The 17438-nt window shown below is 61.8% G+C and carries 14 protein-coding genes; 4 read left to right on the forward strand and 10 right to left on the reverse strand.

Features of this window, described 5'->3' with window-relative positions:
- Positions 1-6 precede the first annotated feature (6 nt).
- On the reverse strand, positions 7-384 hold the full coding sequence (locus tag AABE10_RS26545; RefSeq protein ID WP_342936176.1) for a hypothetical protein: 378 nt from the start codon (positions 382-384) through the stop codon (positions 7-9).
- Here AABE10_RS26545 and AABE10_RS26550 point away from each other — a divergent pair.
- Entirely contained in the window at positions 368-880 is a 513-nt protein-coding gene (locus AABE10_RS26550; RefSeq protein WP_342936177.1) for a LysR substrate-binding domain-containing protein, read from the forward strand. The two genes, AABE10_RS26545 and AABE10_RS26550, sit on opposite strands and share 17 nt — an antisense overlap.
- Here AABE10_RS26550 and AABE10_RS26555 read toward each other — a convergent pair.
- From AABE10_RS26555 to hpnI, 3 genes are all read right to left on the reverse strand, one after another.
- Entirely contained in the window at positions 858-3485 is a 2628-nt protein-coding gene (locus AABE10_RS26555; protein WP_342936178.1) for a DNA-binding protein, read from the reverse strand. The genes AABE10_RS26550 and AABE10_RS26555 overlap by 23 nt on opposite strands.
- Before the next feature lie 240 nt (positions 3486-3725).
- Positions 3726-4694, reverse strand: coding sequence for a lysylphosphatidylglycerol synthase domain-containing protein (locus AABE10_RS26560; protein ID WP_342936179.1), 969 nt, complete (start codon positions 4692-4694; stop codon positions 3726-3728).
- Between the two features lie 31 nt (positions 4695-4725).
- Positions 4726-5916, reverse strand: a complete 1191-nt coding sequence (gene hpnI, locus AABE10_RS26565) for a bacteriohopanetetrol glucosamine biosynthesis glycosyltransferase HpnI (RefSeq protein ID WP_342936180.1) — start codon at positions 5914-5916, stop codon at positions 4726-4728.
- 571 nt (positions 5917-6487) lie between these two features.
- Between hpnI and AABE10_RS26570 the strand changes: the two genes are divergently transcribed.
- Positions 6488-7669: a glycosyltransferase family 9 protein gene (locus AABE10_RS26570; RefSeq protein ID WP_342936181.1), complete on the forward strand. Its 1182-nt coding sequence runs from the start codon at positions 6488-6490 to the stop codon at positions 7667-7669.
- A 37-nt stretch (positions 7670-7706) separates the two neighbouring features.
- Here AABE10_RS26570 and AABE10_RS26575 read toward each other — a convergent pair whose 3' ends face one another.
- From AABE10_RS26575 to AABE10_RS26595, 5 genes are all read right to left on the reverse strand, one after another.
- Positions 7707-8870 (reverse strand): hypothetical protein, encoded by a 1164-nt coding sequence (locus tag AABE10_RS26575; protein ID WP_342936182.1) that lies wholly within the window; start codon positions 8868-8870, stop codon positions 7707-7709.
- Positions 8871-8992: 122 nt separating this feature from the next.
- On the reverse strand, positions 8993-9310 hold the full coding sequence (locus AABE10_RS26580; RefSeq protein ID WP_342936183.1) for a hypothetical protein: 318 nt from the start codon (positions 9308-9310) through the stop codon (positions 8993-8995).
- Between the two features lie 119 nt (positions 9311-9429).
- Complete coding sequence (locus AABE10_RS26585; RefSeq protein ID WP_342936276.1) at positions 9430-10455, reverse strand: sugar-transfer associated ATP-grasp domain-containing protein; 1026 nt, start codon at positions 10453-10455, stop codon at positions 9430-9432.
- 113 nt (positions 10456-10568) lie between these two features.
- Positions 10569-11945, reverse strand: coding sequence for an undecaprenyl-phosphate glucose phosphotransferase (locus AABE10_RS26590; RefSeq protein ID WP_342936277.1), 1377 nt, complete (start codon positions 11943-11945; stop codon positions 10569-10571).
- 42 nt (positions 11946-11987) lie between these two features.
- Positions 11988-13493 (reverse strand): mannose-1-phosphate guanylyltransferase/mannose-6-phosphate isomerase, encoded by a 1506-nt coding sequence (locus AABE10_RS26595; RefSeq protein WP_342936184.1) that lies wholly within the window; start codon positions 13491-13493, stop codon positions 11988-11990.
- Positions 13494-14240: 747 nt separating this feature from the next.
- On the opposite strand from AABE10_RS26595, the gene AABE10_RS26600 reads away from it, so the two are divergent.
- Together AABE10_RS26600 and AABE10_RS26605 are read left to right on the forward strand one after the other, a co-directional pair.
- Positions 14241-15551, forward strand: a complete 1311-nt coding sequence (locus AABE10_RS26600) for an O-antigen ligase family protein (protein WP_342936185.1) — start codon at positions 14241-14243, stop codon at positions 15549-15551.
- Between the two features lie 10 nt (positions 15552-15561).
- The gene (locus AABE10_RS26605) at positions 15562-16218 is read left to right on the forward strand and encodes a phosphatase PAP2 family protein (protein ID WP_342936278.1); all 657 of its coding nucleotides are present in this window, start codon (positions 15562-15564) and stop codon (positions 16216-16218) included.
- Between the two features lie 10 nt (positions 16219-16228).
- Here the strand turns inward: AABE10_RS26605 and AABE10_RS26610 are convergent, their stop codons facing one another.
- Positions 16229-17413, reverse strand: a complete 1185-nt coding sequence (locus AABE10_RS26610) for a glycosyltransferase family 4 protein (protein ID WP_342936186.1) — start codon at positions 17411-17413, stop codon at positions 16229-16231.
- Positions 17414-17438 lie beyond the last annotated feature (25 nt).

Below are 17438 nucleotides of genomic sequence, written 5' to 3' on the forward strand. Positions count from 1 at the left end.
GCGCAATCAGTCCGGCATGCCCGCGCCGCGCGTCTCGGGCAGGAACCACGGCAGCACGATGCCGAGCACGTACACGGAACCGAGCGCGAGCGCCGTATGCGACACGCCGCCGAACGACTTGATCATGCTGCCCGCGATGATCGGGAACACCCATGCGATCAATCGCGCCGCGTTGAACACGAAGCTGATCGCCGTCGAACGGACCGAGCTCGTGAAGAGCTCGCAAGGATAGATGGCCATCCACACATAGGCGCAGCCCAGCGTGAAGAAGCCGTTGATGGGCGCGATCACCATCATCGCTTCGACGCTCGACGTCAGCTTGTATGTGATGAACGTCGTCACGAGCGAGCCGACGAACGCGAGCGGCATGGCGGATCTCGGCATCTGCTCCGCGCCTGGCGATTCGCTGCAAGACTTGCAATGGCGCACCTATAGCGTCGACAAGCTGGTGCTGATCGTGCCGGACGGGCATCGGCTGGCGCAGCGCGCGGCTGTCAGGTTCGCCGATGCGCTCGATGAAGACTTCGTCATCATGCCCTACGCCACGTCCATTTCGAAGCTGTGCCGCGCGGCGGCGGAGCGCGATGGCCGGCGCTTGCGCGTGCGCATCGAGGTGACGAGCTTCGAGGGCGTGCGCAACATGGTCGGCGCGGGGCTCGGCATCGGCGTGCTGCCCGAGGGCAGCGTGATGCCCTACGCGCAGACGGCGAGCTATCGGGTGATCGAACTCGACGAGCCCTGGTCGCTGCGCCCGATGCTGATCGTCGCGCGCAACTTCGATACGCTGCCGCTGCCCGCGCGCATGCTGGTCGATCATCTGACCAGGCACGGGGCAACGTCTGCTGGAGCGATGGGCGTCAGCTCTCCACTTTCGACATGACGGCCGTGGAAGGATCGTACCGATAGCCTTTCTGGGCCAGCTGCTGCGCCATCGTCGTGCCGATCAGCTTCTTTTGCGCATCGCGGTAGATCAGTTCGTGATCGGGCTTGAGCCGCTCCAGCTCGGACGAGAGTCGGCGCAACAGCGCAACTTCGCCCGTGCTGCGTGCGTCGATGAACAGGATCTTCTCGTTCGCCTGTTCGAGCCGCTGTTTGATTTCCTTCGCGTACGTGACCCACTGCTCGGCGTTGGCGCGCAGCTCGTTATAGGCTTTCGTGTGGGCTTTCGACTGAGCGTCGATCTGGCGTTGCAGCGCGGCGATTTCGTCCGCGGTGGTCGCTGCTCCAGGTTCGATGCTGGCCTGGTGCTCGCGTGGCGCGTCTCTTGCGGCTGCCGCTTCGCGCTCCTGTTCGGCGAGGCGCTGCTCCAGTTGCGCGGCATGCTGTTCGGCTGCGTCGGCGCGTTGCTTGGCGGCGTCTGCTTCGTGCCTGATGTGTTCGAGTTCTGCGCTCGCGGCAGTCCTGGCTTCGCTCGTCGCGTCGATCTGCGCTTTGGTTTCTGCTAGTTCCCGCGCGACGCGCTGATATTCGTCACGCTGTACCGCTGCCGCTTCTTCTGCCCTCGCAGCGTTTGCCTGTTGCTCTGCTTTGAGGCTTTGCTCAAGCTGCGTTGCGCGCTGTTCGGCAGCGTCGGCCCGTTCCTTGGCGGCGGATGCTTCGTGCGAGAGACGCTCGCGCTCGGCGTCTGCGGCGATTTTGGCCTCGCTCATCGCTTCGATTTGCGCTTTGGCGTCTGCCAGTTCCCGCATGACGCGCTGATGTTCTTCGCGCTGTGCCGCTGCTTCTTGCGCCCTTGCAGCGCTCGCCTGCTGTTCTGCCGCGAGATTTTGCTCAAGCTGCGCTGCGCGCTGTTCGGCTGCATCGGCGCGTTCCTTTGCGGCGGATGCTTCGTGCTTGATGTGCTCGATTTCTACGTTCGTGGCAGTCCTGGCCTCGGTCATCGCGACGATCTGCGCCTGGGCTTCTGCCAGTTCGCGCGTGGTGCGCTCATGTTCTTCACGCTGCGCCGCTGCTTCTGCCGCCCTCGCAGCGCTTGCCTGCTGCTCTGCAGCGAGACTTTGCTCCAACTGCGTGGCGCGCTGTTCGGCTGCGTCGGCGCGTTGCTCTGCGGCGGATGCTTCGTGCCTGGTGTGCTCGAGTTCGGCGTTCGCGGCAGTCCTGGCTTCGCTCATCGCGTCGATCTGCCCCTTGGCCGCTTCGAGTTCCCGCATGACGCGCTGAAGCTCTTCGACCCGCGCCGCCATGTCATCCGCCCGTGCCGCGCCCGCCTGCCGCTCGGCTGCCAGCGCGCTGCGGGTTTCGTCGAGTTCGGCCTCCAGCGCCGCGAGCCGCGCCTGGCGCTCGCTTGCCTGCGCCTCGGCGGCTTCGGCACGCGATGTCGCCGCGCCCGCCTCCTGTGACCATCGCGCCGCTTCTTCCGTCTTCGTGCGGCACGCGTCATTCAACGTCGACACTTCGCGCCGAGCGTCGTCGCGCTCCTGCGTGAGCCGCGCAACGTCGTCGTTCTGGCTCGACACCGTCGCGGCCAGCCGTTCATTCGCGGTGCGCTGCTCGTCGAGCGATGCCTGCATGGTTTCGAGCTTCGTTTCCGCCATCGACGCCCGTTGCCCGAGTTCCTCGACCTTCGCCTCCGCACTTTGCGCGCGGGCAGTCGCAGCGGCCAGTTCGGCCTGAACGCGCGTCGCGGTCTCCTCAGAGGCCTGCAACTGGCTGCGATGCGCCTCCAGATCAGCCTCCAGCGCGACGACCCGCGCGAGGCTCTCGCTTGCCCGCACGTCGGCGGCATCGGCGCGCGACGCGGCGGCGCCCGCCTCCTGCGTCCATCGCTCCACTTCGGCGGCCTTCGCCTGACATGCGTCGTTCAATGTCGCGATTTCGCGCCGCGCATCGTCGCGCTCCTGCGTGAGGCGCGCGATTTCGTTGTTCTTGCCCGACACCGTCGCGGCGAGCCATTCGTTCGCCTTGTGCTGCTCGACCAGCGACGCCTCAGCCGCCTCCCGCCCGGCCTGCGCCGCCGATGCGTGCTGCGCCAGCTCGCCGGCCTTCGCCTCGGCCATCCCGGCGCGAGCGGTCGCCTCGGCAAGCTCCGTGCGGGCGCGCGTCGCCGCTTCGTCCAGCGCCTGCAGTTCGCTGGTCAATCCGTCGAGCCGGTCGCGGCCGGTTTCGACTTCCTTCTCCGTCTTCTGATATTCGCTCAGCGCCTCGTCGCGCTCCTTCAGCGCAACGGCGAGCTGATGGTCCACCGCGCCCAGACGGTCGCCGAACACCCGCGACGTGGCTTCGTGCGATGCCGTCCAGAGCCGGCGCGCGATGTTCATCAGTGCTTCGGCCAAGTCGTCTGGCACTTCGGCCTGGACCTGAGCGGGCGGCGTCTGCGGCTGTCGCGCGTCGCGCCAGCGTTGCAAGGCGACGGCAACGGCGACGATCGATCCGCTATGGACCTCCGACCAGATCGTCACAGGAGAAACGTCACGGCCTTCCTGGGTCATGCGGTCTGCAATTGCAGCAACCTGTTCGTCGAAAGTGGTGTCTGCGTCTTTGGACATAAGCGCCTCGAGAATCAAAGGGGCCGGGCGAAAACTGGCTCCCGCGATACATTACTACGTTCTGAGCGATACGCTATGAAAGAAGCATGCCCATAGGCATTCAGAGGGCATTCCGCAGAGGGGATCGTTGGCGAAGGGCGTGAAGAAAGTTATGCCACGCAGGCCGCGCAGAACCGGCCAATTGACGACAACTGATGACGCCTGACGACGCCCGACACGCCAGGACCGTGACGGGCACCGTCACCGCGCGTTGCGCAGCGAAAACTGCCACGCAAAAAGGCCCGGAATGAAGATCAACAGATCGCGGATGCGCCGCGCGCCCGCCAGCGCAAGACTGGTCGCCGGCTCGATGCCGAGCCATCCGCCGATCAGCACGAAGGCGCCTTCCTGAATCCCCAGCGCGCCGGGCACAACGAAGGCCGCGCTGCTCACCGCCTGAATCAGCACTTCGATGGTCAGCGCCGCGAGAAAGCTCACGTTTGCGCCGAGAAAATAGAGCGCGAGCCAGATTTCGAGCGCCGTCGCGAGACATTGCAGCGGCTGCCAGAAGAACAGATAGCGAAGAACGACGGCGCGCCTGCGCCAGATCACCTTGATCGACTGATCGGTTTTCACCGAATGGCCGACCAGCGCGGTGAGCTTGCCGCTCGTCATCCGATCGAGTCCTCGCGACACCAGCGCGAACGGGTTCGCATGCTGGACGAGCGCGAAGAGGATGGGTACGGGCACGAGCAGCGCCGTGCTCCATGCGAGGCCGCCGACCACGTGACCCGTTGCAGAATCGCCGCGAGCCGCGAGAAATCCGATCCCGGCCATCGTAAAGACGAACTGGCTGATGATCGTCAATTGCATATCGACGACGAGACTGGCCGCCGCCGTCGACGCGCGCACGCGCCAGCGCCGCAACAACTGGAACGAGACCAGTTCGCCGCCGACGCGCGCAACGGGCAACATGCAGTTCACCGACTCGCGAATCCACACGAGCTTCAGCATCGAAAGCAGGCTGGGCCGATTGGCGCCGCGTATCAGCGTCTGCCAGTCGCGGGCGTTCGCCAGCATCGCCAGGACGTGCGCAAGCCCGGCGACGATCAGCCCCGCGCCCGCGCCGCGCAAGAGACCCAGTACCTCTGCGGGATGACTGCGCCACACGACGAAAAGCGCAATCAAGAGACCTGCCAAAGCCGCGAACCTGCTGACGTGCCTGATCATCGAATTGGAATTGGTGGGAAGCTACCGTTGCTCAGTCGGTGGAAGAACTGGCGGGCGCGACCTTGAGGAGGCCATCGTCGTCTACGTCGAAACTCACGCCTCTCCAGACGACGCGCGAAGAAAGCAGACTTGCGAAAAGAATGGCAAACGCCATCACGTCCCACAACGGCAGAAGCCAGGGTTCACGAACAGAGCGCTTCAGTGCGAGATCCATCCGGCACTGAAGCACGAGCCTCGCGCACAACGCGGCCGCGAGCAGATACATCGTCCACGGCGGCGCACTTGCGAACAGCAGCGCGAGTAGCGCCAATGGTACCGGGTAACTCACGGCCGAGCCAAGATGACCATACGGATCGATTCGCCGGATGGTTCTGCTCCAGCGCAACTCATGCTCGACGAGCCGCGCGGGCGTGGACTCGGGGCATGCGTGGCCGATCACGAAACCGGGGACCGCCACGCGCTGCCCTGCCGCTCTCACCGCCATACCGATCGCATGATCTTCGGCGAGCAGATCCGCGAACTGGCGCAGCCCGCCGATTTTGTCGAGCGTTTCGCGACGCATCGCAATCGTCTGGCCAAAACACGGTTGCGCAAGGCCCCATGCAAGCGCGATCAGCACGCCGGGAAGAAACTGATAATCGACGGCTCTCGCCGAGAGCTTCGGCCAGAAACCGGGGTCGGGCGCGCCCACGTACGCGCACGTGACAAGGCCGACGCCTTCCGACTGAAGTTCGCCCATCACTCTGCTGAGGTAATCGCGGCCGACCGCGACGTCGCTATCCGCAAACACGTAGTGCTCGTGGACGGCTAAAGGAAGCATGTTGAGAAGATTGCTGACCTTCCGGTTGCAGCCGTGCAATTCGCTATTCGCGACCATGGTGATGTGCGCGTCGGGATAGAGGCGTCGAAGCTCTTTCACGACATCGAGCGCGGGATCGTTCGGATCCTGGACACCGAACAGGTACTGCACTTCGCCCGCGTAATCCTGCTCGCAGAAGGTTCGCAGATTCGACAGAAGCGCGGTCTCCATTCCGCGCAGCGGCTTGATTACCGTGACGGGTGGAAAGCCTCTCGGCTTAGGCGAGCTTCGCGCGAAGAACCAGCCGACCAGCGCGGCGGCCGCGACGGTGTACAGAATGCCGAATACCGCGCATACGCCACACAGGCAAGCCAGAAATTCGCGTACGAGTCCGACATTCGAAACCAGCGCATTAATCGCCATTGGAGTGCCGATGTGAAGGTTCTATGAACCAGGCGTTCTGCTGACGCCGTAGTCGATGGGCCGCATAGCCGCGCGCGAGAAGAACCCGGAAGTGCGGCACTGACACGAAGCCGAAAACGTTGTGGACGTCCGCCGCCGTTCATGACCGCTTCGCGAAGCTGGAAGCGGCTGATCAACACAACGGCGAGCGCGTCCGAGCAGGCAGGGCGATCGTAGTGATACAACCTGAAGAAAACATTAAGCTCTGCGGCCTTTATATTTCATTTAATTACAGCGGGATCTACCGGATGTAATGGCTTGCATTATCGACATTGAAATATTCCTGCAATACAAATCGCGTTAATCTGAAAGATTAACGGGCGTTCAATCGAAGCGATCGCCTGTGCCCCAACCCACACACGATGGCGGAAAAGAGAGCGACCTCGGCGGTTCCATGCGATCGCGCCGATGCACAATCGGCGTCATATCCGGCCGGTCCCACGCGCTTCAATCGACGCGCACGCAGCCAGCCGCACACGCGCACTGATAACGCGCACCGACGGCGACAACCTCGTGCCGGGATGGAGAAGCAATGGGTTGGAAAAGTCTGCTGATCGAAACGCCGGTCTGGCTGACCGGCCGATTTTGCCCGCCACGTTTTGACCCGCAGCGCGACACGCCGCGTGAAATTCTCGTGCTGCGCCCGAACGATTTCGGCGAACTGCTCACTACCACGCCGCTCTTCGAAGCGCTGCGCGAGCGCTTTCCGACGACGCGCCTGATCGCCGGCATCGGCAGTTGGGGGCGGCCGATACTCGAGAACAATCCGTTCATCGACGAGATCGTCGAACTCGACGCGCCCTGGAACAACAAGCTCGTCGATGACCGCTCGCATCGCAACGTGTTGCGCTTTCTTTGGAAGTCGCCGCAGGTCGCCGCATTGCGCGCGCGAGGCGGCTTCGATGTCGCAATCGACGTGCTGGGCAGCTATATGGGCGCGTTGCTCATGATGCGCGTGGGCGCGCGATATCGAATCGGCGTGCGCGGTTATCGCGGCGGATGGAGCGCGTGCCAGGCCTATGTCGAATACGCGAGACGGCAGTGCGGACGCGCCGCGCTCGCGCAAGGCGAACTGCTCGGCGCAACGGCGTTGCCCGAAGTGCGTCCGCAACTCTTCCTGACGGGCGACGAGCGAGCGCAGGCCACGCCGATATGGAACACCGGCGACGTACCCGGGCGCAGGACTGTGCGCCTGGTGGTTGGCGTTGGAGCAGGCGTGCCGACCAAGGCATGGCCCGCGCAACAGGTGGGCGTCGCGCTCACGCAAATCGTTCACGCACTCGAACAGGCCGGCAACGCCTGCAACATCGTGATCGTCGGCAGCGAGGCGGATCGGGCGCGCGCCGCCGAGGCGATCGCCGCAGCGGGATCGGGCGTGCCCGTCCGCTCGCTGGCAGCGGAAGTGTCGATGCGCATCGTGTTTGCGCTGACCGAAAAGGCGGACGTCGTGCTGACGAATTCTTCGATGCTGCTACACGTCGCGGCCGCGTTCCGCCGTCCGACCGTCGCGGTGATCGGCGGAAGCGTGACACGGCCCGAAGTGCACGACGCGATATGGGGTTATCCGCCGCCTTATGTGAGCGTGTCGCCCCAGCAGTATGTGCCCGGCGAACACGCGAAGAACTGGCCAGGCGTGGAGCGCGTCGTGCAAGCCGTGCTGCAGTCCGTGCCGACGGACGACGAGGCACGCACGCGCGTCGGAGCGGCGGCCTGACGGCGCCGCCCCTTTCTTCCTGCTACCTGAATGCTACTTATTGCGCCTCATCCGTCCACGTGTAGGTCGGCAGCGTACTGATGGGCTGCCCGATCTGCAACGTGATGTCGCGGTGCGAGATCAGCTCGATATTGCGCGGATCGCCTTGATAGCGACGAACGTCACCGTTGTCGTTGATGTACACGATCACGTTGCCCATCACACCCGCGACGTTGGTGGTCGTCAGCGGTTCGCCCCAGATGTCGAAGAACTGGCCGAGCGTAAAGCTCTTCACGTTGGGCGTTTCGATGTGGATGATCCCCGTCGAATCGTGCGTATGCATCTCATAGTTACACGGTGACGGAATGCCGATTTGCGCGGGCAGCGCGAGCCCTTGGCCATCTCTGACGATCGCCAGATGCGCGTGCACGTGATAGGCCTCGCTCATGCCCACCCCGCAGACGATTCCATCGACAGGCGAACCCGTGCCGCCCGTCGGCGTGCTGCCGCTCGGCCAGTTAGGCGCGCCGATCAAACCGCCAAACGCAAGCGCGATCGGTTGCTGCTGATTGAACGGCGGCGGATCGTTCCATGTGTAGGTGGGAATCTGCGTGAGCGGCGTGCCGACCATGATCGTCACTTCGCCGTGCACGGGCAACGGCAGGCTCGCGAGATCGCCCGTGTATTTCGTGAGCGTGCCGCCGTCGTTCACATAGACCGTGACGGGCAGCCCCGTCAATCCGGCGACATTCGACGTCGACAGCGGCTGTCCCCAGATCGCGAAGAACTGGCCGAGCGTATAGGACGCGCCGGTGCTCGAGTCCATGCGGATCTTGCCCGTCTGGTCATCGGTATGCAGCGGATAGGCGCAGCCCGTCTGCACGGCCATCGTCGGCTCGACGGTACCGATGTTTTCGGGCAACGCCAGTTGCCTGCCGTTCAGGTAGATCGACAAATGCGAGTACGTGTACGCATTGCCACGCACGCCGCAGTTCAGGCCGCTCACCGGCTGTCCCGTTCCACCCGTTGCTGTCGAACCCGCAGGCCAGTTCGTATCACCCATCGCTGTGCCGTCGTCGACTTTCGTCGCGGCCGCGAGTTGCGGCGAACTCGCGCTGCCGGAAGTCGTGGAACCCGATCCGCCTCCGCCACCTCCGCCGCAACCCGCTAGCGCAAGAAAAGCGCCAACGACCATCATCCTTGCACCGATGCCATACCACATGTCGGAACTCCGCTTTAGTCAATGAACAATCTTGTCGGCTCGTGCGCTGAGTCATGCAAGCTCAGCGGAAGAAACCTATTCGTGCGTCATCGTGTTTCCACGTGTCCGCATGCCCTTTTGCTTCACGCTCCGCGCACCAACGCCTTGAGCCGCCGCCATATCGAAGGCGGCAGCGTCTCCCTGGAGCTGTCGGCGTCCGTGAGCCTGTGCGGCATGTGCTGCAAATCGTCCCAGTCGACTTCAAGCGACCGTGCATGGCCGGCCGCGGTAAAAGGCCATTCGATCGCGGTAGCTCGCACGATCGACGCGGGCGCCTTGTCGCCCGCGTGCTCGAGATATGCGTTGATCGCCGATGCCTCCCGCTCGGCTGCCTCACGCGACATGGCCGCAACGTAATCGTTGATCCCTTCGATGTGCACACACCAAAGCTGTTCGCTCAAGTCGCGCTCCTTCTCAAGGCCGACTCGCTGCCCGCCGCTCTTACGGCTGCTTGTTTGCCCGTCGCATTGCGCGCCGAGTGCGGCTTTCTCGAATCTGATTGCCTGGGGCATCGGCTCACCTACGCAAACGAAGCCTTGAGGCGTTCCCATTTCAGATCCGAAAAACACGGACCCTGGGTCGCTTCACTGAACTTGACGTCGTTATGCTCGGCGTTCCACTCCATCACCTTGACGTTTTCATCGACGTCGACGGTCAGATCCCATCCGACGCATCGCGCGAAGGGAATCTTGCCGTGCAATTCGAGCACGGTCGCAACGCATTTCCAGAACGCCGGAATCTTGACGCCCTCGAAGGAGCATCCGGAATCGGGATGCGCGTCGACAGCCAGCCAGTTGTCGAGATAGCCTTCGCGACGCAATTCGCCCTTGAGCAGATCGACGGGCACGCACACCTCGTCTTCCGCCGTGACGTGCGTGTGCTCCGCTCTGCCTAAGCGCAGGAAGCACGAGCGAACGGAAATGTCGCCGACGTCATCGACCACTGTCGTGAAGCGCAGCGTCGCAACCGAATTCGACGTAAATTCGCTGAACACCCGATGCTGTTCGATATACGTCTGGATCACGCCATTGCCATACGACCTGATCGCTTCGGGATCGAACGTCTTGCGGTCGAAGATGTGGATGCCCGAGCCGCGCGCGGATCCGTCCAGCTTATAGACGATTCGATCGGCGTTCTGAAATACGAATCCTTCGACATGCGCCTGCGGAATCGCCACCTTGTGAGCCGAAAAGAACAGGCCATTCGCAAAGTACGCGATGTCGGGAAAGGTCTCGCTCCCGAAGATCAGCTGCGAGACTGTCTTCAGGTTCGAGATCTTCCCGTGCCATCCTTTCATGCTCGGGACGACGACGGTTCCGTAGAAGTTGTCGGGAATCCAGCCTTCCTTGAACTTGCGGTTGAATGCCGTATAGGCGCGGAGCCACGGCGCGTAGACGGCAGCGCCGAACACGTCGCGTGCATACGTGTCGGCGAGCCTGAGGTTCATCGGATCAACCTTGCCGTAGGTCTTTTCGAGCACGCGCAGAATTTTCTTTGCCTGCAGCGCGTGCTCCCAATGGAACTTGCGGCGCCCGATGGTCTTCAGCGACTTCCTCACGGCGCTCTCCAGATCGCTCGCGATCGTACTGGTTTCGCGCTTCAACCAACCGGGTCCGCTACCCGCTCCCTGTCGAACGTTCATTATTTTTGGCCTTATGCTCAGTACGCGTTGGGATGGACAATGCCTTTGAAAATCGTCGCGAGGATGATGCGCAAGTCCAGTCCGAAGGACCAGTTGCGCAGATAGTACAGATCGTGTTCGACACGTCCTTCCATCTTTTCGAGGCGATCCGTTTCGCCGCGATATCCGTTCACCTGTGCCCAACCGGTGATGCCGGGCTTGATCCGGTAGCGATGGATATAGCCGGACACGACGTTCTGATACAGGTCGTCATGTTCGAGTGCGTGCGGACGGGGGCCGACGACGGACATTTCGCCGCGCAGCACATTCAGGAATTGCGGTAATTCGTCGAGGCTGGTGCGACGCAGGAAGGCGCCGACGGCCGTGATACGCGGATCGCCGCGTTTGGCCTGTTCTAGCACGCCCGCCTTCTGCTTGTGCAGACGCATCGTGCGGAACTTGTAGATCGTGAAGACCCGGCCATCCGCGCCCTTGCGACGCTGCTTGAAGAACACGGGCCCCGGCGAACTCAGCTTCACTGCAATTGCGCAGCCAAGCAGAATCGGAGAGATCGCCACGAGTGCGCAGAACGCAAACAGCCGATCGAATATGTCCTTCTTCATCATTGCGTTCGGGGGCAACGGCGACGCTGCGAGATTGATCGTCGGCAGACCCACCAGGCTCATCACGCCGCCTTCGAACAATGCGAGCGTGCGCACGTCCGGCATGAAGCGGATGTTGATCAGATCGTTGCGAAACTCGTTCACGAGCTTCAGGATCGTGCGCTCTTCGGCGAGCGGCAACGCAAGCCACACTTCGCCGATCTGCTGCTCGCGAACGTAGCTGGCAAATGCCTCGTGATCGTTGAATGCGGGCACGTGCGGCAACGTCTGCGCCTCGGGGCGCAGATTGTAGATCGCCCGCGGCCGGAAGCCCGACGTCGTCTCGCTCTCCATCCGGTGAATGATCTCGTTGCAGTGCTCTCCGCAAGCGGCCACCGCAACGGGCTGCAAATCCAGACCCGCATTGCGGGCTCGGCCGAGCAGCCTGTGCATCACGAGACGGCTGACGATGAGCGAACCGCCGGAAATACCCGTCCAGTACGCAAACCACAGACGCGACACGAAGTCGATGCGGTGGAGCGAGAACATCAACGCCAACGCGCACGCCTGCACGATCAGCCAGCCCAACGCCACCTGACCCGCGAGCACGCGCTTCGAGCGCCCCCGCCAAGACTCGTAGACACCGAGAGCCGGAAAAATGGCGAGCGAAAATGCCGCGGCAAACGCGACAAACGCGAGATAGAACCCACGCTGCGAGGCATCGTCGAACCGGATTCGCGACGCCACGAGCGCACCTGCCACGATCAAGGCGACGTCGAACACCCTCGCCAGCAGACCTGTCATTGCACGCATCATTACCCCCTTCTATCCATCACCCATGGCAACATCCGTCGATCAGTTGCAACGGCCGTACTGGTCGTCGAACCTGACGATGTCGTCTTCGCCGAGATACGCGCCCGACTGGACCTCGATGATCTGCAGAGGTACATGTCCGGGATTCTCCAGACGATGCCGAACGCCAAGGGGAATGAAGGTTGACTGATTTTCAGTGAGCAAGAACTGTTCTTCGCCTCGCGTGACCAGTGCGGTTCCGCTGACGACGATCCAGTGCTCTGCCCGATGGTGATGCATTTGCAGCGACAGACGCGCACCCGGACTCACGACGATCCGCTTGACCTGAAAGCGATCCCCGTTATCGATCGAATCGTAAAAGCCCCAAGGGCGGCGTACTTTTCTATGGTTTTCCGCTTCCGGCGATTTCGTCTGCCGAATACGCGATACAAGTCCTTTGATGTTCTGCACGTGCGAGCGATCCGCCACGAGCACGGCATCGTCCGTCTCGACGACGACAAGACCGTTGGTGCCGACGCACGCCACCAGCCGGCCGCCTTCGGAACGCGCATACGTGGCCGTCGCGCCTTCCATCATCACGCGGCCGTTTGCGACGTTGCCGAACTCGTCCTTGTCCATCGCCTCCCACACGGCGTCCCACGAACCGAGATCGGACCAGCCTGCCTCGAGCGGCACCACGACACCCGTGAAGGGCGAGCCCTCTTTGCCGAGCTGCTCCATCACCGCATAGTCGATCGAATCGGATGGGCAACGCTCGAACGCGTCCGCGCCGGGCGTGATGTACACGTCGTCGCGCTTCGCGTTCGTATGCGCCTCGACACACGCTGCGTGCATTTCGGGCTGAAAGCGCTTGAGCGCTTCGAGCCACACGGATGCGCGCACGACGAACATGCCGCTGTTCCACCAGTAGTTGCCCGACGCGACGTATTCCGCGGCAAGCTCGGCCGCGGGCTTTTCGACGAAGCGGTCAATCCGGTACGCGCCGTCGTTCAGCGGCGCACCAAGGCGGATATAGCCGAAGCCGGTGTCGGCGCGCGTTGGCGGCACGCCGAGCGTGGCGATCACACCCTCTGCCTGCGCGAGCTGCGCGGCCTGTTCGATCGCGGCCTGCAATGCCGCTACGTCCGCGATCGCATGGTCGGCGGGCATCGCCACAAGAATGGGGTCATCGCCGTCGGTGCTTGCGGCCAACGCAGCGAGCGTCAACGCAGGCGCCGTGTCGCGACGCGCGGGCTCGACGACGATGCGCGGCTTGACTTCGCATTGCTGCGCCTGTTCGCGAGTCGCGAACGAATGCTCTGCGCCGCACACGATGACGGGTTCGGCCGCCACGTCCCATGCTCTCGCGAAGCCATCCATCCGCTTCATCGTCGCTTGCAGCAGTGACTGATCGCCGACGACGCCAATCAACTGCTTCGGATACTGCTCGCGTGACACGGGCCACAGACGTGTACCCGATCCACCCGCGAGAATGACCTGCACCAGCCGCCGGCAATCCGCAGCGGGTTCGGCGACAGCTGTTGCAACGGCGTGTTGTTCTACATTCATCGTTTGTTTGTTCACTTCAATCTCCCTGGCATTGAAGTCCATTCTCATCGTTCGCACGAAAGAACGTCGCAGGACCAGACAAGCGTCGCTTTAACTACACATCGTGGGCGTGTGCCTGATGCAGGCATCGACGCCACAGCTTGATGGGCGAAGATCGCATCAAGCAGAGTTGTACGAACGATCGGCGGACGATCGTTCGTCACCGCGCCCTGCTCTCACGATCTTGCAATGTGAACGGAAGATGTTCTCCACCGATAACGAAAACATCATCCCGCGGACGTTTTGATAGCGACCCAAGGCCACGACATTCAATTCGACCTATATCGATGATAGACAGGTTGCGCTGTGCGACAGCACCTCTGGCGCGAACGGTTGAACTTATGGCCCCGCTCGCTGAAGCTTTCGAATATCGGCCACGCACTCGCCAAGTTATCTTTTTACTGATTGTGTCCGGCGTGGAAATCCATCTCTATTCGTGGTAATTTGCGACCAGCGCGGCGCTAATGCCTTCTCTGTGAAGCGAGCATGATCAGCCTGTGCCGCCTCACATATCTGCGCAAATCCTGCCACAGCAGACGTGCTCCGAACGCTGGCATCAATACTGCACGTCAAGCTATACGCAATTCTTCTGCGGCAAGCGGATCGTCACGCGATCACTCGCCGCTTCGCAGTTTCATCCACTTACAAGTTCATTGATGACGGCCGTGTTGTCATCGATGAAAAGCATTTTTAATCGCGAGAGTCGACATGGCTTACATCTCGTTACTTGCGCTATTCATGACGGTAACTAACCTGGTACCGATTAGCGCAGTGGGCTTTGTCCCAATCATTCTTTGCGCGTGGCGCTTTTTCGGGCGCAGTTATCCGTCGTTCTTCGCACCGCTGACGGCGCTTACGCTGTTCGCGCTCATCTCGACGATGCTCTACAACGCGCACTCGCTGACCGAGTTCGAGTTCTATCGACGCGACGGTAACTTTTTCATCTCCTATGCGCCATTTTTTGCCGGTTGCGTGTACGCGCACCGCTTCGATCTGAACAAGATCTTCCGTTCGTTCTTCATCTGCGCGGTGGTCGCCAATATTCCGCCATACCTGGTCTATCTCGCTCAAAACGGGCTGTTGGCCATCTTCAAGCATCCCGACGACAGCTTCGGCAGTTTCTTTATCGCGCGTAATGCGGCGGGCGGCTTTCTCGCGATGCTGTTCTGTCTCGGCATCGCCTGCTACCTTCAGGAACGCGGCAAGCTGCTCCTCTCGATGCTCTTCCTCAACTTCCTGATGCTGTTCTCGACCTACAGCCGTGGTTCGCTGCTCGGCGCGATGGCGGTCTTGCCGTACCTGTATTTCGGCCGCAAGCGCTGGATGCTCGCGACGTTGATGAGCGGCCTCGTCATTGCGTCGATTGGCATGGCGATGTATCACGTGAAGCCGAATGTCGATTACATGGGCTACACATTCAACATCCAGAATTCGGATGCGAAGGTGGCGAATCTCGACATCCGGTACGAATGGCTGTGGCCGCGCGCGCTGACGTACTTCAGTCAAAGCCCGATCGTGGGCATGGGATTCGGCTCATTCGACGACCATATCCGTAACGTCGTGTCGTACTTCGGCGTGCTCGGCGTGCCTTCGGATATCGTGGTCGAGCACAGCGACTCGCACGCGCACAATTCGTATCTGAACTTCCTCGCGGAGCTCGGCGTGGTCGGCCTGTTCCTCCTGCTGGCCTTCTACTGGAAGCTCATCAAGTGGAGCCAGGATGGCGCCGCCTATAGCGCGTTGAGGCAAGGGGGATGGAACTTCGCGGGCTTCCGGTTCGTCGAGATCTCGTCGGTATGTCTGCTCGTGATGGCGGGCACCGAACACCGGCTGGTCACGCCGTCGAATGTTCTGATCCTCTCTCTTGTCGTATCGCTTCTGCTTGCCGCGCGCTTCGAGCGCGCCCCGGTTCAGCAAAATCGCCCGGTGCTGGACCCGCGACCGGTCATGCCGACTCCACCCTCCCGGGCTATTCCAGGACATGTTGCTCGAACACGGAATCAACCTGAGCGGATTTGATCGTACCGATATGTGGATGATCTTTACCAATATCGGCGATGCAGCGCTAACCGTACCCGTAGCCATTCTGTGCGCGGCCTGGCTTGCGAGGGTCGACGTGGTCCTCGCATGCCGATGGATTCTTGCACTGACCTGCGGAATGGCGCTGGTCGGCGCGACCAAAGTTCTCTATTCGGCGTGGGGCATCGCGTTGCCACTCGGCCATTTCCGCGTGATCAGCGGGCACACGATGCTCTCCACTGCCGTGTGGATCGTGACCATTGCCTTGCTGGCGAAATGGTGGCGCCAGCCGCCTTCGCTGGGAATCGTAATGGGTCTGCTGATCGGAGCCCTGACGGGCTACTCGCGCGTATTCGATCACTCGCATTCGGTGATGGAAGTGATCGTCGGCTGGGTGGTCGGTGTGATCGCGGCTGCGTGGTTCCTGCGAACCGCATTGCACGTGGAGTTCAGAAAGTTTCGGCCGATCTGGGCGACGCTGAGTCTGCTCGCCGTGTCAACGGTCGCCTATGGGCACAAGGCGCCGCTTCAGGACATCATCGATGCCAAATCCGAGGTGATTCGCGGACACGCGCCCACAGTCAGATGCGCGCTGTCGAATATCCGTCCGCTATCCGCATTGGGAGCATTGGGGGCACGCCTACCCTCCCGCCAACGTCCCGACTGAGCTTTCGAAATCAAGCCAGTTGGTGATGATGTTCGTCGTCGCGCGCGCGTTCCTTGACTGCATACGGCGCCGTGCGATCGACGAATTCATTCGGCAAGCGTTCGTCGACGAACGACATTAGCGATCTCTTGAACTTCTCTGACGAAAAGCGTTCGGCGTTCTTCCGGCACACACGCGCGTCGAAGAGGCTCGCATTCTCTTCAAACCGGGTCACGGCCTCCAGCAACGATTCCTCTGTCTGCTCGCCGAAGAACACACCCGTGGGCCGCTCAAGCGGCAGTCCCATCACCGATTCAAGCGCGCCCCCTCTGCCATACGCAATGACCGGGGTGCCGCAAGCCTGCGCTTCGACGACGGAGATGCCGAAATCCTCTTCCGCTGCAAACACGAACGCACGCGCGCGCTGCAAGTGATCGACCAGCACATCAAACGGCTGATGACCCATGATCGTCACGTTGTCGCCCGCGACTGACCTTATCTTCTTCATCTCCGGCCCGTCGCCGATCACGATCAGGCGGCGTTCGGGCGTCTGTGAAAACGCCTTGACGATCAGATCGATTCGCTTATACGGCACCATTCGCGACGCGGTCACGTAGAAATCGTCCTTGTGCTCGCGCAGCCGCATGTTGCTCAGATCGACAGGCGGATAGATCACCGTCGCGTCGCGCTGATAGGCCTTTCTGATACGCCGCGCAATGAATTGCGAATTCGCGAGCAGATAGTCGACGCCATTCGCCGAACGCGAATCCCAGCCGCGTATGTAATGCAACAGCATGCGTGCCAGAACCGACTTCAAGCCTGCCGAGAGGTGCGACTCCCGCAGGTACTGATGCTGGAGATCCCACGCATAGCGTATCGGCGAGTGAACGTAGCTGACGTGCAACTGGTTCGGACCCGTCAATACGCCCTTTGCAACGGCATGCGAGCTGGAAATGACCAGATCGTAGCCCGAGAGATCGAGCTGTTCGATCGCAATCGGCATCAAAGGCAGGTACGCGCGATACCGCTTCCGCGCAAACGGCATTCGCTGAATGAACGACGTCGAAACGGATTTCCCTTTAATGCATTTGCGGTCTTCCAGAAAATCGACGATGGAGAACAGGTCCGCGTTCGGAAAGCACTCGATGATGTTCTCCAATACCTTTTCGGCGCCGCCCGATACCACCAACCAATCGTGAACAATCGCAACTTTCACTTCCACCTCCTGTGCTCGTCCGGTC

The organism is Paraburkholderia diazotrophica (assembly GCF_038900755.1).
GTDB classification, from domain to species: domain Bacteria; phylum Pseudomonadota; class Gammaproteobacteria; order Burkholderiales; family Burkholderiaceae; genus Paraburkholderia; species Paraburkholderia diazotrophica_A.

Excerpts from the sequence above, each read along its gene's own strand:
- AABE10_RS26550 (WP_342936177.1), top strand. The coding sequence starts at position 368 with ATGGCGGATCTCGGCATCTGCTCCGCGCCTGGCGATTCGCTGCAAGAC.
- AABE10_RS26545 (WP_342936176.1), bottom strand. The coding sequence starts at position 384 with ATGCCGAGATCCGCCATGCCGCTCGCGTTCGTCGGCTCGCTCGTGACG.
- AABE10_RS26555 (WP_342936178.1), bottom strand. The coding sequence starts at position 3,485 with ATGTCCAAAGACGCAGACACCACTTTCGACGAACAGGTTGCTGCAATT.
- AABE10_RS26560 (WP_342936179.1), bottom strand. The coding sequence starts at position 4,694 with ATGATCAGGCACGTCAGCAGGTTCGCGGCTTTGGCAGGTCTCTTGATT.
- hpnI (WP_342936180.1), bottom strand. The coding sequence starts at position 5,916 with ATGGCGATTAATGCGCTGGTTTCGAATGTCGGACTCGTACGCGAATTT.
- AABE10_RS26570 (WP_342936181.1), top strand. The coding sequence starts at position 6,488 with ATGGGTTGGAAAAGTCTGCTGATCGAAACGCCGGTCTGGCTGACCGGC.
- AABE10_RS26575 (WP_342936182.1), bottom strand. The coding sequence starts at position 8,870 with ATGTGGTATGGCATCGGTGCAAGGATGATGGTCGTTGGCGCTTTTCTT.
- AABE10_RS26590 (WP_342936277.1), bottom strand. The coding sequence starts at position 11,945 with ATGCGTGCAATGACAGGTCTGCTGGCGAGGGTGTTCGACGTCGCCTTG.
- AABE10_RS26595 (WP_342936184.1), bottom strand. The coding sequence starts at position 13,493 with ATGAATGTAGAACAACACGCCGTTGCAACAGCTGTCGCCGAACCCGCT.
- AABE10_RS26600 (WP_342936185.1), top strand. The coding sequence starts at position 14,241 with ATGGCTTACATCTCGTTACTTGCGCTATTCATGACGGTAACTAACCTG.
- AABE10_RS26605 (WP_342936278.1), top strand. The coding sequence starts at position 15,562 with ATGTGGATGATCTTTACCAATATCGGCGATGCAGCGCTAACCGTACCC.